Origin of the sequence: Streptomyces sp. NPDC050485 (assembly GCF_044458185.1) — a bacterium.
Taxonomy (GTDB): Bacteria; Actinomycetota; Actinomycetes; order Streptomycetales; family Streptomycetaceae; genus Streptomyces.
The window spans coordinates 269,789-293,691 of the sequence record NZ_JBITHR010000005.1 but is presented as its reverse complement, the minus strand read 5'-3'; the positions used below and the strand labels follow the sequence as shown (position 1 = coordinate 293,691).

Below are 23,903 nucleotides of genomic sequence, written 5' to 3'. Positions count from 1 at the left end.
GTGCCCCCCTTCCGGCACATCAGGCAGCCGCCCGGGCCCCGCCCCGCGGGGCGCCCAAGGGCCGTCCGCCCCCTGATACACCCGAGCGGTGCCCCGGCCCACCCGGTTACGCTGGCGGCGTGCGCCCTCCCACCGGACGGCGCAAAGCCGACAGCCGTCGCACTCCAGGGAGCACATCCATGGCCTTGTTGCCGACCCCTTCCGCTGACAGCCGGACCCGTATCGACGCCCTCCGTGCGGCGCTCGCCACCCGGGTGGTGGTGGCCGACGGCGCGATGGGCACCATGCTGCAGGCGCAGGACCCGACCCTGGAGGACTTCCAGGACCTCGAAGGCTGCAACGAGGTCCTCAACGTCACCCGGCCCGACATCGTGCGCTCGGTGCACGAGGCGTACTTCGCGGTCGGCGTGGACTGCGTGGAGACCAACACCTTCGGCGCGAACCACACGGCACTGAGCGAGTACGACATCGCGGAGCGCGCCTTCGAGCTCTCCGAGTCCGGCGCCCGGATCGCCCGCGAGGTCGCCGACGCGTTCACCGCGTCGAGCGGACAGCAGCGCTGGGTCCTGGGCTCCATGGGCCCCGGTACGAAGCTGCCGACGCTCGGCCACATCGGCTACACCACGCTGCGCGACGGCTTCCAGGCGAATGCCGAGGGCCTGATCGCGGGCGGCGCGGACGCCCTGATCGTGGAGACCACCCAGGACCTCCTCCAGACGAAGGCGGCCATCCTCGGTGCGCGCCGCGCGATGGAGGCGGCCGGAGCCGACCTGCCGCTGCTGTGCTCCCTGGCGTTCGAGACGACCGGCACGATGCTGCTCGGCTCCGAGATCGGCGCCGCGCTGACCGCGCTCGAACCGCTCGGCGTCGACATGATCGGCCTGAACTGCTCGACCGGCCCGGCCGAGATGAGCGAGCACCTGCGCTACCTCACCCGGCACTCCCGCATCCCGCTCCTGTGCATGCCGAACGCGGGCCTGCCCGTCCTCACCAGGGACGGCGCGCACTTCCCGCTCGGCCCCGAGGGCCTGGCCGACGCGCAGGAGAACTTCGTCCGCGAGTACGGCCTGTCCCTGGTGGGCGGCTGCTGCGGTACGACCCCTGAGCACCTGCGCCAGGTCGTGGAGCGGGTCCGGGGCGTCGAGCCGGGCGTGCGCGATCCGCGCCCCGAGCCGGGCGCCGCGTCCCTCTACCAGACGGTGCCGTTCCGCCAGGACACCTCCTACCTCGCGATCGGCGAGCGTACGAACGCCAACGGGTCGAAGAAGTTCCGCGAGGCCATGCTGGAGGGCCGCTGGGACGACTGCGTGGAGATGGCCCGGGACCAGATCCGCGAGGGCGCCCACATGCTCGACCTCTGCGTCGACTACGTGGGCCGGGACGGCGTGGCCGACATGGCCGAACTGGCCGGCCGCTTCGCGACCGCCTCCACGCTCCCCATCGTCCTTGACTCCACCGAACTCCCCGTCATCGAGGCCGGGTTGGAGAAGCTCGGCGGGCGCGCCGTCATCAACTCGGTCAACTACGAGGACGGCGACGGGCCCGAGTCGCGCTTCGCGAAGGTCACCAAGCTGGCCGTGGAGCACGGCGCGGCGCTGATCGCGCTGACCATCGACGAGGAGGGCCAGGCCCGTACCGTCGAGGCCAAGGTGGCCATCGCCGAGCGGATCATCGCCGATCTGACCGGCAACTGGGGGGTGCACGAGTGCGACATCCTCATCGACACGCTGACCTTCACCATCTGCACCGGCCAGGAGGAGTCGCGGGGCGACGGCATCGCCACCATCGGGGCGATCCGCGAACTCAAGCGCCGCCACCCCGAGGTGCAGACCACGCTGGGCCTGTCCAACATCTCCTTCGGCCTCAACCCGGCCGCGCGCGTGGTCCTCAACTCGGTCTTCCTGGACGAGTGCGTCAAGGCGGGTCTGGATTCGGCGATCGTGCACGCCTCCAAGATCCTGCCCATCGCGCGCCTGGAAGAGGAGCAGGTCAAGGTCGCCCTCGACCTGATCTACGACCGGCGCGCCGAGGGGTATGACCCCCTCCAGAAGCTCATGGAGCTGTTCGAGGGCGTCAACATGAAGTCGATGAAGGCGGGCAAGGCCGAGGAACTCCTCGCGCTGCCGCTGGACGAGCGCCTCCAGCGCCGCATCATCGACGGCGAGAAGAACGGCCTGGAGGCCGACCTCGACGAGGCCCTCCAGGACACCCCGGCCCTCGACATCGTCAACAACACCCTGCTCGCGGGCATGAAGGTGGTCGGCGAGCTGTTCGGCTCGGGCCAGATGCAGCTGCCGTTCGTGCTCCAGTCCGCCGAGGTCATGAAGGCGGCGGTGGCCCATCTGGAGCCGCACATGGAGAAGTCCGACGCGGAGGGCAAGGGCACCATCGTGCTCGCCACCGTCCGCGGCGACGTCCACGACATCGGCAAGAACCTGGTCGACATCATCCTGTCCAACAACGGCTACAACGTGGTCAACCTCGGCATCAAGCAGCCGGTTTCGGCGATCCTGGAGGCCGCCGAGGAGCACCGCGCGGACGTCATCGGCATGTCCGGCCTGCTGGTCAAGTCCACCGTGATCATGAAGGAGAACCTGGAGGAGCTGAACCAGCGCAAGCTGGCGGCCGAGTATCCGGTCATCCTCGGCGGCGCGGCGCTGACCCGGGCCTACGTCGAGCAGGACCTGCACGAGATCTACGAGGGCGAAGTCCGCTACGCCCGCGACGCGTTCGAGGGCCTGCGCCTCATGGACGCCCTCATCGGCGTGAAGCGCGGCGTGCCCGGCGCCGTACTGCCCGAGCTCAAGCAGCGCCGCGTCCCCCAGCGCGACGCAGCCGTCCTTGAGGTCAAGGAGCCCGAGGGCGCGGCGCGCTCCGACGTGTCCACCGACAACCCGGTGCCGACCCCGCCGTTCTGGGGCACCCGCGTCATCAAGGGCATCGGCCTCAAGGAGTACGCGTCCTGGCTGGACGAGGGCGCCCTGTTCAAGGGCCAGTGGGGTCTCAAGCAGGCCCGCGCGGGCGGCCCGACGTACGAGGAGCTGGTGGAGACCGAGGGCCGGCCGCGGCTGCGCGGCCTGCTGGAGCAGCTGCACACCCGCAACCTGCTCGAAGCGGCCGTCGTCTACGGCTACTTCCCCTGCGTGTCCAAGGGCGACGACCTGATCCTCCTTGGCGAGGACGGCTCCGAGCGGACCCGCTTCACCTTCCCGCGCCAGCGCCGCGGCCGCCGGCTGTGCCTGGCGGACTTCTTCCGACCGGAGGAGTCCGGCGAGAGGGACGTGGTCGGGCTCCAGGTGGTCACGGTCGGCTCGAAGATCGGCGAGGCCACCGCCGAGCTCTTCGAGGCCAACTCCTACCGCGACTACCTCGAACTGCACGGCCTGTCCGTCCAGTTGGCCGAGGCGCTCGCCGAGTACTGGCACGCCCGGGTGCGTTCCGAGCTCGGCTTCGCGGGCGAGGACCCCTCGGACGTGGAAGACATGTTCGCGCTGAAGTACCGCGGCGCCCGCTTCTCGCTCGGCTACGGGGCCTGCCCCGACCTGGAGGACCGGGCGAAGATCGCCGAACTGCTCGAACCGGAGCGGATCGGCGTCCACCTCTCCGAGGAGTTCCAGCTCCACCCCGAGCAGTCCACCGACGCCATCGTCATCCACCACCCCGAAGCCAAGTACTTCAACGCCCGGTGACCCCGGTGACAGGGCGCGGCAGATAATTCAGCGCGTGTTCAGCGGGCTGGACGTACACTGGTCGCCCAGTAGAGGCCGGTCGCTTTTCCCAGCTGGGGAAGGCGACCGGCCTTCTCGTCCCTCCAGGAGGTGTGCCGGATGACCAGTACGGTCCCCGCAGCCATGACCTTTACGGCCGAGGGCTCCGCCCTTCAGGCCGTCTTCCTCGACATGGACGGCACCCTCGTCGACACCGAAGGTTTCTGGTGGGATGCCGAGCGCGAGGTCTTCGCCGGCCTCGGGCACACCCTGGACGAGTCATGGCGCCATGTGGTGGTCGGCGGTCCGATGACGCGCAGCGCGGGCTTCCTCATCGAGGCCACCGGCGCCGACATCACGCTGGCCGAGCTGACCGTGCTGCTCAACGAGCGCTTCGAGCAGCGCATCGGGCGCGGGGTGCCGATGATGCCGGGCGCCGAGCGGCTGCTGAGCGAGCTCGCGGCCCACAACATCCCCACCGCCCTGGTCTCCGCCTCGCACCGCCGCATCATCGACAAGATCGTGCACTCGCTGGGCCCGGCGAACTTCGCCCTGACCATCGCGGGCGACGAGGTGGCCCGCACCAAGCCGCACCCCGAGCCCTACCTGCTGGCGGCCCGCGGGCTCGGCGCCGACCCGGTGAGGTGCGCGGTCGTGGAGGACACCGCGACCGGTGTCGCGGCCGCCGAGGCGGCCGGCTGCCGGGTGGTCGCGGTGCCGTCGGTGGCCCCCATCGCGGCCGCCGCGGGCCGGGTCGTGGTCGGCTCGCTCGAAGAGGTCGACCTGGCCTTTCTGCGGACCCTGATCACGCGCGTGAACTGACCGGGGCACCGAGCGTGCTCCGTTGAATGCGATGGAAACTCATCGCAGCCGCGCGTTCATTTTCCGTGACGTTCCCGAGGCGAATTCACACCCTGTCAAAGGGATCTCGATGGTGACGTTCGTCACCCGACAGGGGGTCGACAGGGGTCCGTACGGGTGCTCGCGGGCCCCCCGGAGGTGCCCTTGTGTCCCGATTGGTGATCCGGTGTACGAATCATTCCGGTACCCCGATATCGGCGGGCCGGTATTTCGGTGCGCCGTTTGATTCCCTGTGCACCAGGGCCAGTTCCTGCTTTCCGCGCGGCGCCCACTAATCTCGTCGCGAGAACTTCGCCGCACCCTCATCTGCCCCAGCCGCACACCAAGCGACCGGGATCGCAGGTCCGATCGCACATACCCGGCCCGATCGCCCCGCCCCGAACGGGCGGCCGCGGCGGAGTGTCCCGCCACAGCTGTACCCCCACGTGCCGGACAAGGGAGATCGTCCAGGATGAACCGCAAGACTTTGGTGCTGTCGGCCGTAGTGGGCCTGCTCGCTCCTGTACTCGCCGCATGCGGCGGATCGGGGAGCGGGGGAGGCGGCGGCAAGACCATCGTCGTGGGCACCACGGACCAGTTCGTGGCAACCAAGGACGCCCCTGCCCCGCTCGACCCGGCACACGCCTATGAGACGGGCATCTGGAACGTGATGCTGCAGACCACGCAGTCGCTGGTCCACGTTCCACGCGGCGGCGGCACGCCCGTCCCCGACGCGGCGTCGTCCTGCAACTTCACGGACAAGGAGAACGAGAGCTACCGCTGCACCCTGCGCAGCGGCCTCGAGTTCGCCGACGGCACCAAGGTGACCGCCGACGACGTCAAGTACTCCATCCAGCGCGTGATCGCCATCAACGACGACAACGGCCCGGCCGGTCTCCTCGACAACATCGACACCATGGAGACCAAGGGCGACACCGAGATCGTCTTCCACCTGAAGACGCCGGACGCCACCTTCCCGTACAAGCTCGCGACGCCCGCCGCCGCGATCGTGCCGAAGGACAAGTACCAGCCGAAGAAGCTCCGGGACGGCTTCGAGATCGACGGCTCGGGGCCGTACAAGGTCAAGGCCGAGGTCAAGGGCGACCAGGCGGTGAAGTTCACCTTCACCAAGAACCCCAACTACAAGGGCGACCTGAAGCTCTCCAACGACAAGGTCGAGCTGCGCTCCTTCCCGAGCGCCGAGGCCATGGGCACCGCGCTCGGCAAGGGCGACATCGACATGATGACCCGCGCCATGACGCCGGCGCAGATCCAGCAGATGTCGGTCAGCCCCAGCAAGGACATCAACCTGGTCGAGATGCCCGGCCTGGAGATCCGCTACCTGGGCTTCAACACCGATGACCCGTCGGTGAAGAACAAGGCGGTGCGCCAGGCGATGGCCCAGGCCATCGACCGCAGCTCGCTCGCCTCCAAGGTGTACGGCCCGACCGCCGAGCCGCTGTACTCGCTGATCCCCACCTCGATCGCCGGCCACACCAACTCGTTCTTCAACAAGTACGGCGAGGCCAACAAGGCCAAGGCTCAGGCCATCCTGAAGGCCGCCAACATCCCGACGCCGGTCAAGCTCACCCTCAACTACACCAAGGACCACTACGGTTCGAGCACCGAGGAAGAGTTCAACGTCCTGTCGGAGCAGCTGAACGCGACCGGTCTGTTCAGCACCACCACCCAGGGCACCGAGTGGTCGAAGTTCCGCCCGGCGCAGAAGAAGGGCGAGTACGCGGTCTACGGTCTCGGCTGGTTCCCCGACTTCCCGGACCCGGACAACTTCATCGCGCCGTTCTTCGGCAAGGACAACTTCCTCCACACCCCGTATGCCAACGACGACATCCGCAACACGCTGATCCCCGCGTCCCGGGTGGCGGCGGACCGCAACCAGGCCTCGAAGTCGTTCGAGCAGATCCAGGACATCGTCGCCAACGACGTCCCGGTCCTCCCGCTGTGGCAGGGCAAGCAGTACGTCGCGGCCCGCACCGATATCACCGGCACCGAATGGGCCATCAACTCCGCGTCCAACCTGCAGCTCTGGGAGCTCGGGCGGGGCAAGAGCTGACGCACGACCCGGCGGCGGTCCTTCCGCGCCGGCCGGCAATTTCCGTAGGCAGGACTGTGAGGCACGTGCACGTGAAGATGCGGAACCGATGGCTGACGATGCCGCTGGCGGCAGGTGTGGCGGCCGGTCTCCTGAGCGGTTGCGGTTCCCAGCAGGGCGGCAACGGCTCGTCGGGCGGCGGCGGTTCGGTGGTCATGGGGATGTCCGACGACATCCTGGCCACCGACCCCGCCTCGGGTTACGACCCCGGTTCCTGGCTGCTGTTCAACAACGTGTTCCAGTCGCTGCTCAGCTTCCCCAAGGGCAGTTCGACGCCGGAGCCGGAGGCCGCCCAGGCGTGCAGCTTCGACAAGGGCGGCTCCACGGTCTACCGCTGCACCCTGCGCCCCGGCCTCACCTTCAGCAACGGCGACAAGCTCACCTCGGAGGACGTCAAGTACTCCTTCGAGCGCGTGCTGAAGATCAACGACGCCAACGGCCCGGCGCCGATGCTCACCACCCTGGGCAAGATGGACACCCCGGACGAGAAGACGGTCGTCTTCCACCTCAAGGTTCCGGACGCGACCTTCCCCAGCAAGATCGCCTCCGGTGCCGGTTCCATCGTGGACCACAAGGAGTACCCGGCCGACAAGCTCCGCACCGACGGCAAGGCCATCGGCTCCGGCGTCTACAAGCTGGACTCCTTCGGCGAGAAGCAGGCCGTCTTCGCGGTCAACGGCTCCTACCAGGGCACCGTCAAGGCCAAGAACTCCGGCCTGACCATGAAGCTGTTCCACGGCGACCGCAAGGCCCTGGCACAGGCGCTGGAGAAGGGCGACATCGACCTCGCCTACCGAGGCCTGTCCGCCAAGGACACCGCGGCGCTGCAGAGTTCGCCGACCGCGGACAAGCAGGGCGTCAACGTCATCGAGGGCACCAGCGCCGAGGTCCAGGACCTGGTCTTCAACATGAAGGACCCGGTCGCCGGCAAGGTAGGCGTCCGCAAGGCGATCGCCTACCTCGTGGACCGCGAGGCCCTGGTGCGCAACGTCTACTCGTCCACCGCGAGCCCGCTGTACTCGGTCATCCCGAGTGGCATCACGGCCCACAGCACCGCCTTCTTCGATCTGTACGGAGACAGCCCGCAGCCCGCCAAGGCGAAGGCGGCACTGCACTCGGCGGGCATCGCAGGCAAGGTGAAGCTGACCCTGTGGTCCACGCCGAGCCGCTACGGACCCTCCACCGACGAGGAGTTGAAGGCGATCGCCGGTCAGCTCAACGCGAGCGGGCTGTTCGACGTGGACGTGAAGTCGGTGGAGTTCAAGCAGTACGAGAAGGACATCGAGGCCGGAAAGTACGGCGTCTACGTCAAGGGCTGGGTCCCCGACTACCCGGATCCGGACAACTTCACCCTGCCGTTCTTCGGCAAGGGCAACGTGCTGTCCAACAACTACGCCAACAAACAGATCACCGACGAGATCCTCCCGGCGACCGCGGGCACCGCCGACCGCGCGACCACCGAGGCCCAGTTCGCCCAGCTCCAGGACATCGTCGCCGACGAGGTCCCGGTCCTCCCGCTGTGGCAGGGCAAGCAGTACGCGGTGGCCCGCACGGGCATCACCGGCCTGGAGTGGACGCTGGACGCGTCGACGGTCTTCCGCTTCTGGGAGATCAAGAAGGGCTGAACCCTGGATTTCCGGGCTCGGAAAACCGGGCCCGGAAAATCAAGCCCCTCATGGGGGTCCCCCTGGCCCTTTAGGCCTTGGGAGAGATTGAGGAGCGGGGGTCCGGGGGCGCTGTGCCCATCAGCGGCTGCGCCGCGGGCCCCGGAAGCTCAGGGAGCAACCCCGCCCTCACTGCGCACCCGGCCGCACCAGCCCACTCTCATACGCGTACACCGCCGCCTGCACCCGGTCCCGGAGCCCCAGCTTCGTCAGCACGTGCCCGACATGCGTCTTGACCGTCGTCTCGCTGACGAACAGGTCCGCCGCGATCTCCGCGTTGGAAAGCCCCCGCGCCACCAGCTTCAGGACCTCGACCTCGCGGTCGGTCAGCGTGTGCAGGGTGTCCGGCACCGGCTCCTCGCCGGACGGCAGATGGTCGGCGTACTTGTCGAGCAGCCGGCGCGTGATCGACGGCGCGAGCATCGCCTCGCCGGCCGCGACCACGCGGATCGCCTGCACCAGCTCGTGGGCGGGCGCGTCCTTCAGGAGGAACCCGCTGGCCCCCGCCTTCAGCGCCTCCACCACGTACTCGTCCAGGTCGAAGGTGGTCAGCACGAGTACCTTCGCGGGGCCGTCCTTGCCGGGTCCGCTGATCTGCCGGGTCGCCTCCACCCCGTCCATCCGGGGCATCCGGATGTCCATGAGGACGACATCGGGCTGGAGCGCCCGGACCTGATCGAGGGCCTGCAGACCGTCACCGGCCTCGCCGACCACCGCGATGTCCTGCTCGGCCTCCAGGATCATCCGGAAGCCGGTGCGCAACAGCGGCTGGTCGTCGACCAGTAGGACGCGGATCGCCACGGGTACTCCTCATCGGGATTGCTGGACCGGGCCCATTCTGCCCTGCTCAACCGCGGTGGGTCCGGCCGGGCGCGGGCCGAGGCGGCCGCGCCGCCCGGGGACCGCCCCCGGTCGCGGGCGCCCGCTGGAACTCAGCCTGCCGACTGCGGGGCCGGGACGATGGGCAGCGGGTATACCGGGGGAGTCCCGCCGAATTCGGGACAGACCGCCTGATGGTCGCACCAGCCGCACAGCTTGGTGGGCCGCGGCCGCCAGTCGCCCGTCTCGGTGGCGAGCCGGATCGCCTCCCACAGCGCGAGCAGCTTCCGCTCCACCTGTACGAGATCGGCCTCGACCGGGTCGTACGTCAGCACATCGCCGCTGCCCAGGTACACCAGTTGCAGCCTGCGCGGCACGATCTGCTTCAGCCGCCACACCACCAGGGCGTAGAACTTCATCTGGAAGAGCGCGCCCTCCGCGTACTCCGGCCGCGGGGCCTTGCCCGTCTTGTAGTCGACAATGCGCACCTCGCCGGTCGGCGCCACGTCGACGCGGTCGATGACTCCGCGCAGCCGCAGTCCCGACTCCAGCTCCGTCTCGACGAAGAACTCCCGCTCCACCGGCTCCAGCCGCGTGGGGTCCTCCAGCGAGAACCACCGCTCCACCAGCCGCTCCGCCTCGCCCAGCCACTTCGCGAGCCGCTCGCCCTCCGCGTCCTCGGCGAACAGCTCGGTCAGCTCCGGCTTCGACTCGAGCAGCCGGTCCCACTGCCCGGGGATCATCGACTTGGCCCGCGGCGCGGTGCGCTCGGCCGCCGGGTCGTCGAAGAGCCGTTCCAGCACCGCGTGCACCAGCGTCCCGCGCGTCGCCGCTTCGCTCGGCTTCTCGGGCAGTCTGTCGATCACCCGGAACCGGTACAGAAGGGGGCACTGCATGAAGTCGTTCGCCCGCGACGGCGACAGCGACGTGGGCTGCTGTGCGGCCGCGGCCCCACCGGTGCTCGTACTCATGACACAGACCCTACGACCCGCCACTGACAGCGAGCGGAATACCATCGACGGCAGGAGCCCTCACCCTGCATGATCGTGGCATCGCACCATGCAGCGAACATTCGGCCGGACGAGGAGAGTCCGGCCGGGCTCCCGGGGCAGATTCCCCAAGGCAGGCATCGTACCGACGAAGGGAACCCGTGGAAGACAGCGGCGAGAGCGGCAAGCGCGAACGGCCGCAGTCCGGCGCCAAGGACAAGAACCCCGGCGCCGCCCCCGGCAACGGCACGCCGCCCCGCTCCGGGCCCGGCGGCGGCCTCCTGATGGGCCGCCCCTTCGGCGTGCCCGTCTACGTCGCCCCGAGCTGGTTCCTGGTCGCCGCCCTGATCACCTGGGTCTTCGGCGGCCAGCTCGACCGGGTGCTGCCCGAACTCGGCGCCGCCCGCTACCTCGTGTCGCTCTTCTTCGCCGTGGCCTTCTACGCCTCTGTGCTGGTCCACGAACTCGCCCACACGGTGGCCGCGCTCCGCTTCCAGCTGCCGGTGCGCCGCATCCAGCTGCAGTTCTTCGGCGGCGTCTCCGAGATCGAGAAGGAGACCGAGAGTCCGGGCCGCGAATTCGTGCTCGCCTTCGTCGGCCCGCTGCTCTCGCTCGTCCTGTCCGGGCTCTTCTACCTCGGCATGAAGACCGTCGAACCGGGCACCGTCCCCGGTGTACTGCTGGCGGGCCTGATGATCTCCAACCTGATCGTCGCGGGCTTCAACCTGCTGCCCGGCCTCCCCCTCGACGGCGGCCGGATGCTCCGCGCCGTCGTGTGGAAGATCACCGGCAAGCCCATGAGCGGCACCATCGCCGCCGCCTGGGTCGGCCGCGCACTCGCCGTCACCGTCCTCATCGGCCTCCCGCTGCTCACCCAGACCGGCGTCCTCGGCAACTCGCCCGACGAGGTCAGCGGCATGGACACCGTCACCGACGCGCTGCTCGCCGCCATCCTCGCCGCGATCATCTGGACCGGCGCCGGCAACAGCCTGCGCATGGCCCGGCTGCGCGAACACCTCCCCGAACTGCGCGCCCGCACCCTCACCCGGCGCGCGGTGCCGGTCGAATCCGCCACCCCGCTCTCCGAGGCGCTGCGCCGCGCCAACGAGGCCGGGGCCCGCGCCCTGGTCGTGGTCGACGGGCACGGCGATCCGACCGCGCTGGTCCGCGAGGCCGCCATCGTCGGCGTACCCGAACACCGCCGGCCCTGGGTCGCCGTCAGCGGCCTCGCCCAGGAGCTCACCGACGGCATGCGGGTCCCCGCCGAACTCGCCGGCGAACCCCTGCTCGACCTGCTCAGGGCCACCCCCGCCAGCGAGTACCTCGTGGTCGAGGAGACCGGCGAGATCTACGGCGTGCTGTCCGCCGCCGACGTCGAGAAGGCCTTCGTGGCAGCCATGGCTCGGCCCGGCAGCTAGCACCGCGGCGCGGCGGCCGTGGCGTTCGCGGCTTCGTACGGCCGGTACTCTGGTCGTATGTCCGAACCGACCGGTGCCGCCCGCCGTCGCGGGCCCTTCAAGGTCGGGGACCAGGTCCAGCTCACCGACCCCAAGGGACGCCACTACACGTTCACGCTCGAAGCCGGGAAGAATTTCCACACCCACAAGGGTTCCTTCCCGCACGACGAGCTGATCGGTGCTCCCGAGGGCAGTGTTGTCCGTACCACGGGAAACGTCGCCTACCTCGCGCTGCGCCCCCTGCTCCCCGACTTCGTCCTGTCCATGCCCCGCGGTGCCGCCGTGGTCTACCCCAAGGACGCGGGGCAGATCCTGGCCTTCGCCGACATCTTCGCCGGCGCCCGCGTCGTGGAAGCCGGGGTCGGCTCGGGCTCGCTGAGCGCCTTCCTGCTGCGCGCCATCGGCGACCACGGGATGCTGCACTCCTACGAGCGCCGCGAGGACTTCGCCGAGATCGCCACGCAGAACGTGGAGCGCTACTTCGGCGGCCCGCACCCCGCCTGGCAGCTCACCGTCGGCGACCTGCAGGACAACCTGTCGGACGCCGACGTCGACCGCGTCATTCTGGACATGCTCGCCCCCTGGGAGTGCCTGGACGCCGTCTCCAAGGCGCTCGTCCCCGGCGGCATCCTCTGCTGCTACGTGGCCACCACCACCCAGCTCTCGCGCACCGTCGAGTCCATCCGGGAGATCGGCTGCTTCGCCGAGCCGCAGCCCTGGGAATCGATGATCCGCAACTGGCACGTCGAGGGCCTGGCCGTCCGCCCCGACCACCGGATGATCGGACACACCGGCTTCCTGGTGACCGCCCGCCGCCTCGCGGACGGCGTGGAGCCCCCGATGCGCCGCCGCCGCCCCGCCAAGGGCGCGTACGGCGACGACTACGAGGGCCCCAACAAGGACTGACCCAGCTCAGTCACAACGAACCGGCGCCGCCGCCGAGTTCCCGGACCGACCCGGGAACTCGGCGGCGGCGCCTTTACGTTGACCTGTTGCCCCGGTGTTCCGCCCGCCTGTGACGTGTGGCACGATGCTGGCCACCCCCACCACCCCCACCACCCGCACCGCCCCCACAGGAGACCTCCCGCGTGCAGAATGCCGCCGTCCCTGAGCTCGCGCACACCCACGCCCGCCCCGTCCACTGGCTCGCCACCGCCACCGCGATGGCCGCCGTGGTGGCCCTCGCCGGCTTCCTCCAGCCGGATGCGGCCAAGGCCTCCCAGACACCCCGCGAGCACGGCGAACCCCTGACGACGGTGGCCGCCCCCGATCCGGGCGCGGTCGTCCTCCCGCTCCAGTGCGGGGCCGCGGGCTCGGTGGTGGAGAAGAAGTCCTCGGGCGACCTCGACGGCGACGGCGTCCCGGAGACCGTGGCGGTCGCGCACTGCCAGGCCGGCGGCGGCACCCCGCCCAGCGGCGTCTACGTACTCACCCGGGGTGCGGTCGAGGGAGCGCCGCCGCGCCTGGTGGCGACGCTCGTCGACCCCAGGGAGAAGCAGACCGTCGCCGACCTCACCGTGCGGGACGGCGCGGTGACGGCCACGCTGCTCGGCTACTCCTCCAACGACGTGCCGCGCTACGAACCCGACGTGCGCCAGCAGGTCAAGTGGCGCTGGCAGAGCGGGAAGTTCATCCGCTCGACCCAGCCCGCCCCGCTGGGCGTCTGAGCCTCGGGGGCTCCGAGCCCCAAGGCCACTGTGCGTAGCGGCCGGTAGCCCTCTGTTGGCTGGCCGCCTACTCCGCGCCGGGCCCGTACACCTCGACGCTGTCCGAAACCCGACGTACGTGAATGCAGTCGCCCGGGCACTCCTTCGCGGAGTCCACGACGTCCTGGAGCAGCGGCAGCGGTACGGGTGTTGTGGCCCCCGGAGTCTGCAGCAACTCGTCCTCGGAGCTCTTCACATAGGCGAGCCCGTCGATGTCCAGCTCGAAGACCTCGGGCGCGTACTGGACGCAGATGCCGTCGCCGGTGCACAGGTCCTGGTCGATCCAGACTTCGAGAGCCTCGTTCATGTGCCTGCCGTTCCTGCGCGAGTGAATCAATCGATGCCAGCCCTGACGGGTGTTGACCCACTCGACGATAACAACCGCCCGCTTTCCGATGTTGTTGGGTGGGTATTCCCCTGGCGTGAGGGAGAGCGCAAGGGTGAAGATCGGACACACCCCGGAGTCTTTGTGATCTAGGGGTTTCAATCACCACCAGCCCAGGTAGGGTCAGGAAGCGTCCAGCTCCCCTTGGAGGAGGTGAGGACCGTGGCAGCCCACGACGACGACATCAACCGCGGCATCCGGCCCGGGCGGGGGTCCGAGGACCCAGCCGGCCAGGTTGCCTATCTAGAGCAGGAAATCGCCGTCCTGCGACGTAAGCTCGCCGACTCGCCGCGTCATACGAGGATTCTCGAAGAGCGGATCGTCGAGCTGCAGACCAATCTGGCGGGCGTGTCCGCACAGAACGAGCGGCTCGCCAACACGCTCCGCGAGGCCCGCGACCAGATCGTGGCCCTCAAGGAGGAGGTCGACCGGCTCGCGCAGCCGCCGGCCGGCTTCGGTGTCTTCCTGCAGACCAACGAGGACGGCACCGCCGACATCTTCACCGGGGGCCGCAAGCTCCGGGTGAACGTCAGCCCCAGCGTCGAACTGGACGAACTGCGGCGCGGCCAGGAAGTCATGCTCAACGAGGCGCTCAACGTGGTCGAGGCCATGGAGTTCGAGCGCGCCGGGGACATCGTCACCCTCAAGGAGATCCTTGAGGACGGCGAGCGCGCCCTGGTGGTCGGGCACACCGACGAGGAACGGGTGGTGAGGCTCGCCGAGCCGCTCCTGGACATCACCATCCGCCCCGGCGATGCGCTCCTGCTGGAACCCAGGTCCGGCTACGTCTACGAAGTGGTCCCCAAGAGCGAGGTCGAGGAACTCGTCCTCGAAGAGGTGCCGGACGTCGACTACTCCAAGATCGGCGGACTGGGCAACCAGATCGAGCTGATCCGCGACGCGGTCGAACTGCCCTACCTCTACCCCGACCTCTTCAAGGAGCACGAACTGCGGCCGCCGAAGGGCATCCTGCTCTACGGACCGCCCGGCTGCGGCAAGACGCTGATCGCGAAGGCGGTCGCCAACTCCCTTGCCAAGAAGGTCGCCGAGGTGACCGGCCAGCCCGCGGGGAAGAGCTACTTCCTCAACATCAAGGGCCCCGAGCTCCTCAACAAGTACGTCGGCGAGACCGAGCGGCACATCCGCCTCGTCTTCCAGCGTGCCCGGGAGAAGGCGAGCGAGGGCACCCCCGTCATCGTCTTCTTCGACGAGATGGAATCCCTCTTCCGCACCCGCGGATCCGGTGTCAGCTCGGACGTGGAGAACACCATCGTCCCGCAGCTGCTCGCCGAGATCGACGGTGTGGAGGGCCTGGAGAACGTCATCGTCATCGGCGCCTCCAACCGCGAGGACATGATCGACCCGGCGATCCTGCGGCCCGGCCGGCTCGATGTGAAGATCAAGATCGAGCGTCCGGACGCGGAGGCGGCCAAGGACATCTTCGCCAAGTACCTCAGGTCCTCGCTGCCGCTGCACACGGACGACCTCGCCGAGCACGGCGGCGACGCCGACGCCACCACTCACGGAATGATCCAGTCCGTGGTGGAGCAGATGTACGCGGAGACCGAGGAGAACCGCTTCCTCGAAGTCACGTACGCCAACGGCGACAAGGAAGTCCTGTACTTCAAGGACTTCAACTCCGGCGCCATGATCCAGAACATCGTGGACCGGGCCAAGAAGATGGCCATCAAGGCCTTCCTCGACCAGAACCAGAAGGGCCTCCGAATCTCCCACCTCCTCCAGGCTTGCGTGGACGAGTTCAAGGAGAACGAGGACCTGCCCAACACCACCAACCCCGACGACTGGGCCAGGATTTCCGGAAAGAAGGGCGAGCGGATCGTATTCATCCGCACCCTCGTCACCGGAAAGCAGGGCGCGGACACCGGACGCTCCATCGACACGGTGGCCAACACCGGTCAATACCTGTAAAGGGCAGGCCGGCTGCGGATGCCCGCCCGGGCATCCGCAGCCGACTGCTTTTCAGGCCATCAGCAGGGCAAGAGCAATGACGGAATTGATCTCCCCACCAGCGCAAAGGCGTTCTAGGCTCTTCGGTACCGCCGAGTCGCGCAGTGCGGGGACGGGCACCGCACACGCACCGGAGAACCAGCGGTACTTGAGCGCCGCTCCCGCGGGGGAGCGCCGCCGGGCAAGGAGGGCCGCATGACCGTACGGCGAGTAATGGGCATCGAGACGGAGTACGGGATCTCCGTCCCCGGCCACCCCAACGCCAATGCCATGCTCACCTCGTCCCAGATCGTCAACGCCTACGCGGCGGCGATGCACCGGGCGCGCCGCGCCCGTTGGGACTTCGAGGAGGAGAACCCGCTGCGGGACGCCCGCGGCTTCGACCTCGCCCGCGAGGCCGCCGACTCCAGCCAGCTCACCGACGAGGACATCGGCCTCGCCAACGTCATCCTCACCAACGGGGCTCGGCTGTACGTGGACCACGCACACCCCGAGTACAGCTCACCGGAGGTCACCAACCCCCGCGACGCCGTCCTGTGGGACAAGGCCGGCGAGCGCATCATGGCCGAGGCCGCCGAACGTGCGGTCCAACTCCCCGGCGCCCAGCCGATCCACCTGTACAAGAACAACACCGACAACAAGGGCGCCTCGTACGGCACGCACGAGAACTATCTGATGAAGCGGGAGACCGCCTTCTCGGACATCGTGCGCCATCTGACGCCGTTCTTCGTCTCGCGCCAGGTCATCACCGGCGCCGGCCGGGTCGGCATCGGCCAGGACGGCCACGAGCACGGCTTCCAGATCAGCCAGCGCGCCGACTACTTCGAGGTCGAGGTCGGCCTGGAGACGACCCTCAAGCGCCCGATCATCAACACCCGCGACGAACCGCACGCCGACGCCGAGAAGTACCGCCGCCTGCACGTCATCATCGGCGACGCCAACCTCTCGGAGATCTCGACCTATCTGAAGCTGGGCACGACCTCCCTGGTCCTGTCCATGATCGAGGACGGGTTCATCAATGTCGACCTGGCCGTGGACCAGCCGGTCCGCACCCTCCACCAGGTCTCGCACGACCCCGCGCTGCAACACCTGGTCACCCTGCGCAGCGGCCGCACGCTGACCGCCGTGCAGCTTCAGATGGAGTACTTCGAGCTGGCGCGCAAGTACGTCGAGGAGCGGTTCGGGGCGGACGCCGACGAGCAGACCAAGGACGTCCTCGGCCGCTGGGAGGACGTCCTGAACCGGCTGGAGAACGACCCGATGAGCCTGTCGGGCGAGCTCGACTGGATCGCCAAGCGTGAGCTGATGGAGGGCTACCGCCGCCGTGACGGCCTCGGCTGGGACGCGGCCCGGCTGCACCTCGTGGACCTCCAGTACGCCGATGTGAGGGCCGAGAAGGGCCTTTACAACCGTCTGGTGGCCCGCGGCAAGATGAAGCGGCTCCTGGACGAGCCCGCGGTCGTACGGGCCCAGACCAAGCCCCCGGAGGACACCAGGGCGTACTTCCGCGGCCGCTGCCTGGAGCAGTACGCGGACGACGTCGCGGCGGCCTCCTGGGACTCGGTGATCTTCGATCTGCCGGGCCGCGACTCGCTCCAGCGGGTGCCAACCCTTGAGCCCCTACGCGGAACGCGTAATCACGTGAAGGCGCTGCTGGACCGGTGCCGGACCGCCGAGGATCTGGTGCGGGTGCTCTCGGGCGGCTGAAAAGCCGCAGGTATGGGAATCACAGAGGTGGGCCCCGCACGTTGCATCAAGTGCGGGGCCGATGTCAGACCCTGCTTGTAGGGTCTGATCAAGGACATCGAACCGAGCGGGGTGAGGTAGATGGCGACCAAGGACACCGGCGGCGGCCAGCAGAAGGCGACGCGCTCCACCGAGGAGGTCGAGGAGCAGGCGCAGGACGCGCAGGCTTCGGAGGACCTCAAGGAGCGGCAGGAGAAGTTGTCGGACGACGTGGACTCGGTCCTGGACGAGATCGACGACGTACTCGAGGAAAATGCCGAGGATTTCGTGCGCTCATTCGTTCAAAAAGGCGGACAGTAGTCGATATGTCCGGCTCGGTCGATGTGAAGCAATGCACCGGCTGTAAGCGGACGCTCTCCCATGCCTCCTTCGCTGCCGACAAGAACAGGCGCGACGGACTTCAGGTTCGATGCCGGGAATGCGTGGCGGAGTACGGCGCCGCGCACTACCGGCGTCGGCAGGGGGCACTCGGCAAGGCCGTGCGCGACAAGGTGGATGTTCCGCCCGGACACAAACTGTGTCGGACATGTGATGAGGTGAAGCCGTACAGCGAGTGGCATCGCAATGCGACCGCATCGGACGGCCTCTCAACTCGGTGCAAAGCGTGCAAGGCCATACAGGGGCGCGAGGGCCATCTCATGCGCCAGTACGGCATCACCAAAGCCGATCGGGACGACATGATCGCGTCACAGATGGGCGTCTGCGTAATCTGCCTCTCTGCTCCCGCCGTTCATGTGGATCATTGCCACGAGACGGGTAAGGTCCGAGGCGTACTCTGCTTCAACTGCAATTCGGCCATCGGCAAGTTGGGAGACGATCCCGACACCGTCCGTCGGGCTGCCGCCTACTTGGAAGGAAACTCGTGGAAGCCAACACTCGTGGCACCGGGCGTCTACCAGCTGCCTTCCTGACGCCTGGCTCCTCCTCATTCATGGACTTCCTGTCCGACCACTCGCCGGAGATGCTCCCCGGCAAGCGCACCCTGCCGCCCGTGCAGGGGCACATCGAAGCGCCGCACGGCACGACCATCGTCGCGACGACCTTCCCCGGCGGAGTCGTCCTGGCCGGTGACCGGCGCGCCACGATGGGCAACATGATCGCCCAGCGCGACATCGAGAAGGTCTTCCCGGCCGACGAGTACTCGGCGGTCGGCATCGCCGGCACCGCCGGCCTCGCGGTGGAGATGGTCAAGCTCTTCCAGCTGGAGCTGGAGCACTTCGAGAAGGTCGAAGGCGCCACGCTCTCCCTGGAGGGCAAGGCGAACCGGCTCTCCACGATGATCCGCAGCAACCTCGGCATGGCCATGCAGGGCCTCGCCGTGGTCCCGCTCTTCGCGGGCTACGACGTCGACCGCGAGAAGGGCCGGATCTTCTCCTACGACGTGACCGGCGGCCGTTCCGAGGAGCACGGCTTCGCCGCCACCGGATCCGGCTCCATCTTCGCCCGGGGCTCCATGAAGAAGCTCTACCGCGACGACATGACGGAGCAGCAGGCGACCACGCTGGTCATCCAGGCGCTCTACGACGCCGCCGACGACGACTCGGCGACCGGCGGCCCGGACGTGGCCCGCCGGATCTACCCGATCGTCACCGTCATCACCGAGGACGGATTCCGCAGGCTGACCGAGACGGAGTCCTCCGAGCTCGCCCGCGCCATCCTGGAACGGCGGCTGGAGCAGCCCGACGGCCCCCGGGCCGCCCTCCTCTGAGGCCCGCGCAGGCCCCGAGATGACCCCGCCACTGACAGAAAGGGACGGTTAGCCGGTGTCGACCCCGTTCTATGTCTCACCCCAGCAGGCCATGGCCGACCGTGCGGAGTACGCCCGCAAGGGCATCGCCCGCGGCCGCAGCCTGGTCGTGATCCAGTACGCCGACGGCATCGTGTTCGTCGGCGAGAACCCGTCCCGCGCGCTGCACAAGTTCAGCGAGATCTACGACCGGATCGGCTTCGCGGCCGCCGGCAAGTACAACGAGTACGAGAACCTGCGCATCGGCGGTGTGCGGTACGCGGACCTCCGCGGATACACCTACGACCGCGACGACGTGACGGCCCGTGGGCTCGCCAACGTCTATGCCCAGACGCTGGGCACCATCTTCTCCAGCGTCGGCGAGAAGCCGTACGAGGTGGAGCTGGTCGTCGCCGAGGTCGGCAGCACGCCAGAAGAGGACCAGATCTACCGGCTGCCGCACGACGGCTCGATCGTGGACGAGCACGGCTCGGTCGCGGTCGGCGGCAACGCCGAGCAGATCAGCACCTTCCTGGACCAGCGCCACCAGGACGGCATGTCGCTCGCCGAGGCGCTGCGGCTCGCCGTGCAGGCCCTGTCGAACCAGACGAACGGTGCCGAGCGGGAGATCCCCGCCGAGCGCCTGGAGGTCGCAGTCCTGGACCGGACGCGCCCTCAGCAGCGGAAGTTCAAGCGCATCGTCGGCCGTCAGCTCTCCCGGCTGCTCCAGGCCGACGTGGCCAAGACCGAGCCGACCGAGGCCCCTTCGGATCTCGAGGAGTCCGAGGAGGAGTAGTTCCGCTCCTCTTCACGCGCCCTTCACGCGCCCCGGTTCCGCGTCATGCGGGCCGGGGCGCGGCCGTTGAGCCCCGTACGGCCAGCGACACCGGCAGGTCCCCGGTCTGCGGTCGGCGCCCGCCGAGGACGGCGAGCAGAGCTGTCATGCCCCGGGCGCCGACCTGCTCGGCGGGCAGCGCGAGCGTGGTCAGCTCCGGCTCCAGTGCGGTGGCCAGGGTCAGGCCCTCGAACCCGGTGACCGATACGTCGTCGGGGACGCGCAGTCCCAGCCGGTGCGCCGCCTTGCAGGCCCCGGCGGCGAGGAAGTCGTCGTCGCAGACCAGCGCCGTGGGGCGCGGACCGGGTGCGCGAAGGGCCCCTTCGGCCGCCTGTCTTCCGGCGTCCACGCTGAGCGCCGCGTGCACGGTGCGCAGCTCCGCCCCCGGCACCCCGCCGAGCGCATCGGCCAGGGCCCGGGCGCGTACGACGAAGGTCCAGGAGTCCACGTCGGCCGCGACATGCGCGAAGCGGCGGTGTCCGAGACCCAGCAGATGCTCCGTCAGGCGCCGTACGCCGTCGGCGATGTCGAGGTTGACGTGCGCGGCGGGCCCCGGCTCGGCGGGGTCGCTGTCGAGCATCACCAGCGGCAGATCACTGCCGCGGATCGAGGCGAGCGCGCCCGCCGCCATCGAGGAGGCGATGACCCCGTCGAGCGCGGTGCGCGCCGAGTCGAAGGGGTCCCGGGCCGGGCCGATGCCTTCGGGGGAGGGGTAGAGGACCACGCCGAAGCCGTGCTCGGCGGCGACGCGGGCCGCCCCGGCGTAGACCTGTGCGAAGAACTCGCTGGTCATGGCGGGCACCACGAGGAGCGCGGTCCTGGTGCGGCCGAGCCGCAGGCTGCGCGCGGCGAGGTTGGGCCGGTAGCCCAGCTCCCGCGCGGCCTCCCTGACCAGCTCCGCGGTGCGCTCGGAGACCCGGCCGCGCCACTTGTCGCCGAGAACCAGCGAGACGGTGGCCTGGGACACCCCGGCCGCGCCCGCCACGTCCCGGCTGGTGGGCCGGGCCCCGGCGGGCCGCCCGGACAGCGCGGCGCGGGCGGCGCGCACCCCGGCGCGGGCCGCCACCGATGCGGACTCCGGGCTGTCCGGGCTGGTCACAGGGCCTCCTGGGCGGGCGGTGGGCGAGCGCGGGGTGGACCCGCGGACTTGCCACATGGTACGTATGACCTCGGACGTTATACGTAACACTTGAGGAGCGCCCATGGCGGCTGGATACGCGGAGATCCTTCGGACCCGGCATGCCGCGCGGCTGCTCGCGGGCACCCTCACCGGCCGGCTGCCCAACGCGACCGCCGCGATCGCCGTCGTCTTCTTCGTACGGGCCGAGGGCGGCAGCTACTCGCTCGCGGGCGCGCTGACCGCCGTGTACGGCGTCGCCACCGCCGTCGGGCAGCCGCTGCTCGGGCGGGCCGTCGACCTCTACGGGCAGCCCCGCGTCATGCTCCCGGCCTCCGTCCTGGCCGCGCTCGGCATGGTCCTGCTCGCCGTCGTGGGCATCGAGCCGGTGGCCGTGGCGTACGCGGCGGTGCTCGTGGCGGGGCTCGCCACACCGCCCCTGGAGGGCGGGCTGCGCGCCCTGTGGCCCGCCGTGCTGGAGCGCGAGGACCAGGTGCACACCGCGTACGCCCTGGACGCGATAGCCCAGGAGGTGATGTTCACGGTCGGCCCGCTGCTGGTCACCGTCGCCATCGCGCTCTGGTCGCCCGCCACGGCGCTGCTGCTGATCAACGCGCTCGGGATCCTGGGCGCGCTCAGTGTCGTACTCTCCGAGCCGTCCAGGACCTGGCGCTCGGCGCCCCGCGAGGCGCACTGGCTCGGCGCGCTGCGCTCGCCCGGACTGCTCGCGCTGCTCGGCTCGTTCTTCTTCGTCGGCCTCGCGCTGGGCGCCATCATCGTCGCCGCGTCCGCCTATGCCGACGACCACGGCAGCGACGCGATCTACGGCTGGCTGATGGCCGCCAACGGACTCGGCGCCCTCCTCGGCGGCCTCGTCTACGGAGCCCGGCAGTGGACCGGCGCCCCCGAGAAGCGGCTGCGGATCGTCGTGGCGCTGCTCGCCGTCGGCTATCTGCCGCTGATGCTGGTGCCCGGCGTCCCCGCCATGGCCGCGCTCACCCTCGTCTCCGGCCTCTTCCTCGCGCCGTCCATCGCCTGCGCGTTCATCGTCGTCGACCGGCACGCCCCGCGCGGCACGGTCACCGAGGCGTTCTCCTGGCTGGTGACCGCCTTCGGCGTCGGCACCGCGCTCGGCACGGCGGCCGCGGGCCCGGCGGTCGAACTCGGCGGCACCGGCGCGGGTTTCGCGGTCGCGGGCGGCGGCGGAATCGCCGCACTGATCGTGCTGCTCGCCACCCAGCGGGTCCTCGCAGCTCCCGGGCATATGCGCAAGGTCGCGGGAGTTGATGAAAATGATCGAAACCGTGCTGTCGAACCCGGTTTCAGCTCAGGCCATCAGGCGTAATGTTCACTCATGGACCGCCGCATTTTCGGGCTGGAGAACGAGTACGGCGTCACGTGCACGTTCAGGGGACAGCGCCGACTGTCTCCTGACGAAGTGGCGCGCTACCTCTTCCGCCGTGTTGTGTCATGGGGCCGCAGCAGCAACGTCTTTCTGCGGAACGGCGCCCGCCTCTACCTCGACGTGGGATCGCATCCGGAATACGCAACTCCCGAATGCGACAACGTGACCGAACTGGTCACGCACGACAAGGCCGGCGAGCGCATTCTCGAAGGCCTGCTCGTCGACGCCGAACGCCGCCTGCACGAGGAGGGAATCGCGGGCGACGTCTATCTCTTCAAGAACAACACCGACTCGGCGGGAAACTCCTACGGCTGCCACGAGAACTATCTCGTCGCCCGGCACGGAGAGTTCTCCCGGCTCGCGGACATCCTCATTCCGTTCCTCGTCACCCGCCAGTTGATCTGCGGCGCCGGCAAGGTGCTGCAGACCCCGCGCGGCGCGGTCTACTGCGTCAGCCAGCGCGCCGAGCACATCTGGGAGGGCGTCAGCTCCGCCACCACCCGCTCGCGTCCCATCATCAACACCCGGGACGAACCGCACGCGGACGCCGAGCGCTACCGCCGGCTGCACGTCATCGTCGGCGACTCCAACATGTCCGAGACGACCATGCTCCTCAAGGTCGGAGCCACCGACCTCGTGCTGCGCATGATCGAGGCCGGTACGGTCATGCGCGACCTCACTCTGGAGAACCCGATCCGGGCGATCCGCGAGGTCTCCCACGACCTCACGGGCCAGCGCAAGGTGCGCCTGGCCAGCGGTCGCGAGGCCTCCGCCCTCGAAGTGCAGCGCGAGTACTACGAGAAGGCCGTGGACTTCGTGGAGCGCCGCGGCATCCGCACCGGCACCGTCGACCAGGTCCTCGAACTGTGGGGCCGCACCCTGGACGCGATCGAGGCGGAGGACCTCGACCGGATCGGCACCGAGATCGACTGGGTCATGAAGTACCAGCTCATCGAGCGGTACCGGGCCAAGAACAACATGACCATGTCGCACCCCCGGGTCGCCCAGATAGACCTCGCCTACCACGACATCCACCGCCGCCGGGGCCTGTACTACCTCCTGGAGCGGAAGGGCCAGGCGGCCAGGATCTGCAACGACCTGAAGATCTTCGAGGGCAAGTCGGTGCCCCCGCAGACCACTCGGGCCCGGCTGCGCGGCGACTTCATCCGCCGCGCGCAGGAGCAGCGCCGGGACTTCACCGTCGACTGGGTGCATCTGAAGCTCAACGACCAGGCGCAGCGCACCGTGTTGTGCAAGGACCCGTTCCGTTCGGTGGACGACCGGGTGGAGAAGCTGATCGCCGGGATGTGAGACCCGTCGAGCCGTCACGGCCGGGGGCCCCGCACGCTGTTGCGTACGGGGCCCCCGGGCATGCCGCACCCTTGTGGTAGAGGAGTGGGGCCGTAGAGTGGCCGCTCCGACCATT

19 protein-coding genes are annotated in these 23,903 nt (G+C 69.2%); 15 read left to right on the top strand and 4 right to left on the bottom strand.

All coding sequences use genetic code 11. From position 1 onward, the window contains the following. Positions 1-179: 179 nt before the first annotated feature. The 4 genes from metH (at position 180) to ACIBK6_RS13135 (ending at position 8,285) form a co-directional block, all read left to right on the top strand. A complete protein-coding gene (metH, locus tag ACIBK6_RS13150; protein ID WP_399051276.1) occupies positions 180-3,689 on the top strand; it encodes a methionine synthase in 3,510 nt (1,169 codons plus the stop codon). Positions 3,690-3,827: 138 nt separating this feature from the next. Then, entirely contained in the window at positions 3,828-4,529 is a 702-nt protein-coding gene (locus ACIBK6_RS13145; protein WP_399051275.1) for an HAD family hydrolase, read from the top strand. A 490-nt stretch (positions 4,530-5,019) separates the two neighbouring features. Continuing rightward, positions 5,020-6,621 (top strand): ABC transporter substrate-binding protein, encoded by a 1,602-nt coding sequence (locus tag ACIBK6_RS13140; RefSeq protein WP_399051274.1) that lies wholly within the window; start codon positions 5,020-5,022, stop codon positions 6,619-6,621. Between the two features lie 71 nt (positions 6,622-6,692). Further along, the gene (locus tag ACIBK6_RS13135) at positions 6,693-8,285 is read left to right on the top strand and encodes an ABC transporter substrate-binding protein (RefSeq protein ID WP_399051445.1); all 1,593 of its coding nucleotides are present in this window, start codon (positions 6,693-6,695) and stop codon (positions 8,283-8,285) included. A gap of 168 nt (positions 8,286-8,453) precedes the next feature. On the opposite strand, the gene ACIBK6_RS13130 is transcribed toward ACIBK6_RS13135, so the two are convergent. Both ACIBK6_RS13130 and ACIBK6_RS13125 read right to left on the bottom strand, forming a co-directional pair. Next, positions 8,454-9,125, bottom strand: a complete 672-nt coding sequence (locus tag ACIBK6_RS13130; RefSeq protein ID WP_100577075.1) for a response regulator transcription factor — start codon at positions 9,123-9,125, stop codon at positions 8,454-8,456. Positions 9,126-9,256: 131 nt separating this feature from the next. Then, positions 9,257-10,114: a RecB family exonuclease gene (locus ACIBK6_RS13125; protein WP_399051273.1), complete on the bottom strand. Its 858-nt coding sequence runs from the start codon at positions 10,112-10,114 to the stop codon at positions 9,257-9,259. Between the two features lie 179 nt (positions 10,115-10,293). Here ACIBK6_RS13125 and ACIBK6_RS13120 point away from each other — a divergent pair, with 179 nt between their 5' ends. The 3 genes from ACIBK6_RS13120 (at position 10,294) to ACIBK6_RS13110 (ending at position 13,256) form a co-directional block, all read left to right on the top strand. After that, positions 10,294-11,550, top strand: a complete 1,257-nt coding sequence (locus ACIBK6_RS13120; protein WP_399051272.1) for a site-2 protease family protein — start codon at positions 10,294-10,296, stop codon at positions 11,548-11,550. 57 nt (positions 11,551-11,607) lie between these two features. Beyond that, the gene (locus ACIBK6_RS13115; RefSeq protein ID WP_399051271.1) at positions 11,608-12,495 is read left to right on the top strand and encodes a tRNA (adenine-N1)-methyltransferase; all 888 of its coding nucleotides are present in this window, start codon (positions 11,608-11,610) and stop codon (positions 12,493-12,495) included. Positions 12,496-12,677: 182 nt separating this feature from the next. Further along, on the top strand, positions 12,678-13,256 hold the full coding sequence (locus ACIBK6_RS13110) for a hypothetical protein (protein ID WP_399051270.1): 579 nt from the start codon (positions 12,678-12,680) through the stop codon (positions 13,254-13,256). Positions 13,257-13,323: 67 nt separating this feature from the next. Here the strand turns inward: ACIBK6_RS13110 and ACIBK6_RS13105 are convergent, their stop codons facing one another. Then, the gene (locus ACIBK6_RS13105) at positions 13,324-13,602 is read right to left on the bottom strand and encodes a ferredoxin (RefSeq protein WP_399051269.1); all 279 of its coding nucleotides are present in this window, start codon (positions 13,600-13,602) and stop codon (positions 13,324-13,326) included. Between the two features lie 240 nt (positions 13,603-13,842). On the opposite strand from ACIBK6_RS13105, the gene arc reads away from it, so the two are divergent. From arc to prcA, 6 genes are all read left to right on the top strand, one after another. Further along, positions 13,843-15,609 (top strand): proteasome ATPase, encoded by a 1,767-nt coding sequence (gene arc / locus ACIBK6_RS13100; RefSeq protein WP_399051268.1) that lies wholly within the window; start codon positions 13,843-13,845, stop codon positions 15,607-15,609. A 234-nt stretch (positions 15,610-15,843) separates the two neighbouring features. Further along, positions 15,844-17,355, top strand: coding sequence for a depupylase/deamidase Dop (dop, locus tag ACIBK6_RS13095; protein WP_399051267.1), 1,512 nt, complete (start codon positions 15,844-15,846; stop codon positions 17,353-17,355). Between the two features lie 120 nt (positions 17,356-17,475). After that, on the top strand, positions 17,476-17,694 hold the full coding sequence (locus tag ACIBK6_RS13090; protein ID WP_016325855.1) for a ubiquitin-like protein Pup: 219 nt from the start codon (positions 17,476-17,478) through the stop codon (positions 17,692-17,694). Between the two features lie 5 nt (positions 17,695-17,699). After that, the gene (locus ACIBK6_RS13085) at positions 17,700-18,305 is read left to right on the top strand and encodes an endonuclease VII domain-containing protein (protein ID WP_399051266.1); all 606 of its coding nucleotides are present in this window, start codon (positions 17,700-17,702) and stop codon (positions 18,303-18,305) included. Next, positions 18,257-19,102 (top strand): proteasome subunit beta, encoded by an 846-nt coding sequence (gene prcB / locus ACIBK6_RS13080; RefSeq protein WP_399051265.1) that lies wholly within the window; start codon positions 18,257-18,259, stop codon positions 19,100-19,102. The genes ACIBK6_RS13085 and prcB overlap by 49 nt, the downstream gene beginning before the upstream one ends. 55 nt (positions 19,103-19,157) lie before the next feature. Further along, the gene (gene prcA, locus ACIBK6_RS13075) at positions 19,158-19,916 is read left to right on the top strand and encodes a proteasome subunit alpha (RefSeq protein WP_399051264.1); all 759 of its coding nucleotides are present in this window, start codon (positions 19,158-19,160) and stop codon (positions 19,914-19,916) included. Positions 19,917-19,959: 43 nt separating this feature from the next. On the opposite strand, the gene ACIBK6_RS13070 is transcribed toward prcA, so the two are convergent. After that, positions 19,960-20,982 (bottom strand): LacI family DNA-binding transcriptional regulator, encoded by a 1,023-nt coding sequence (locus ACIBK6_RS13070; RefSeq protein WP_399051444.1) that lies wholly within the window; start codon positions 20,980-20,982, stop codon positions 19,960-19,962. A 175-nt stretch (positions 20,983-21,157) separates the two neighbouring features. Here ACIBK6_RS13070 and ACIBK6_RS13065 point away from each other — a divergent pair, with 175 nt between their 5' ends. Both ACIBK6_RS13065 and pafA read left to right on the top strand, forming a co-directional pair. Next, entirely contained in the window at positions 21,158-22,417 is a 1,260-nt protein-coding gene (locus ACIBK6_RS13065; RefSeq protein ID WP_399051263.1) for an MFS transporter, read from the top strand. A gap of 9 nt (positions 22,418-22,426) precedes the next feature. Next, complete coding sequence (gene pafA / locus ACIBK6_RS13060) at positions 22,427-23,788, top strand: Pup--protein ligase (RefSeq protein WP_399051262.1); 1,362 nt, start codon at positions 22,427-22,429, stop codon at positions 23,786-23,788. Positions 23,789-23,903: the final 115 nt, after the last annotated feature.

What these genes read in the sequence shown, in the direction of transcription:
- metH (WP_399051276.1), top strand. Translation starts at nt 180, where the DNA reads ATGGCCTTGTTGCCGACCCCTTCCGCTGACAGCCGGACCCGTATCGAC.
- ACIBK6_RS13145 (WP_399051275.1), top strand. Translation starts at nt 3,828, where the DNA reads ATGACCAGTACGGTCCCCGCAGCCATGACCTTTACGGCCGAGGGCTCC.
- ACIBK6_RS13140 (WP_399051274.1), top strand. Translation starts at nt 5,020, where the DNA reads ATGAACCGCAAGACTTTGGTGCTGTCGGCCGTAGTGGGCCTGCTCGCT.
- ACIBK6_RS13125 (WP_399051273.1), bottom strand. Translation starts at nt 10,114, where the DNA reads ATGAGTACGAGCACCGGTGGGGCCGCGGCCGCACAGCAGCCCACGTCG.
- ACIBK6_RS13115 (WP_399051271.1), top strand. Translation starts at nt 11,608, where the DNA reads ATGTCCGAACCGACCGGTGCCGCCCGCCGTCGCGGGCCCTTCAAGGTC.
- ACIBK6_RS13105 (WP_399051269.1), bottom strand. Translation starts at nt 13,602, where the DNA reads ATGAACGAGGCTCTCGAAGTCTGGATCGACCAGGACCTGTGCACCGGC.
- dop (WP_399051267.1), top strand. Translation starts at nt 15,844, where the DNA reads ATGACCGTACGGCGAGTAATGGGCATCGAGACGGAGTACGGGATCTCC.
- ACIBK6_RS13090 (WP_016325855.1), top strand. Translation starts at nt 17,476, where the DNA reads ATGGCGACCAAGGACACCGGCGGCGGCCAGCAGAAGGCGACGCGCTCC.
- ACIBK6_RS13085 (WP_399051266.1), top strand. Translation starts at nt 17,700, where the DNA reads ATGTCCGGCTCGGTCGATGTGAAGCAATGCACCGGCTGTAAGCGGACG.
- ACIBK6_RS13065 (WP_399051263.1), top strand. Translation starts at nt 21,158, where the DNA reads ATGGCGGCTGGATACGCGGAGATCCTTCGGACCCGGCATGCCGCGCGG.
- pafA (WP_399051262.1), top strand. Translation starts at nt 22,427, where the DNA reads ATGGACCGCCGCATTTTCGGGCTGGAGAACGAGTACGGCGTCACGTGC.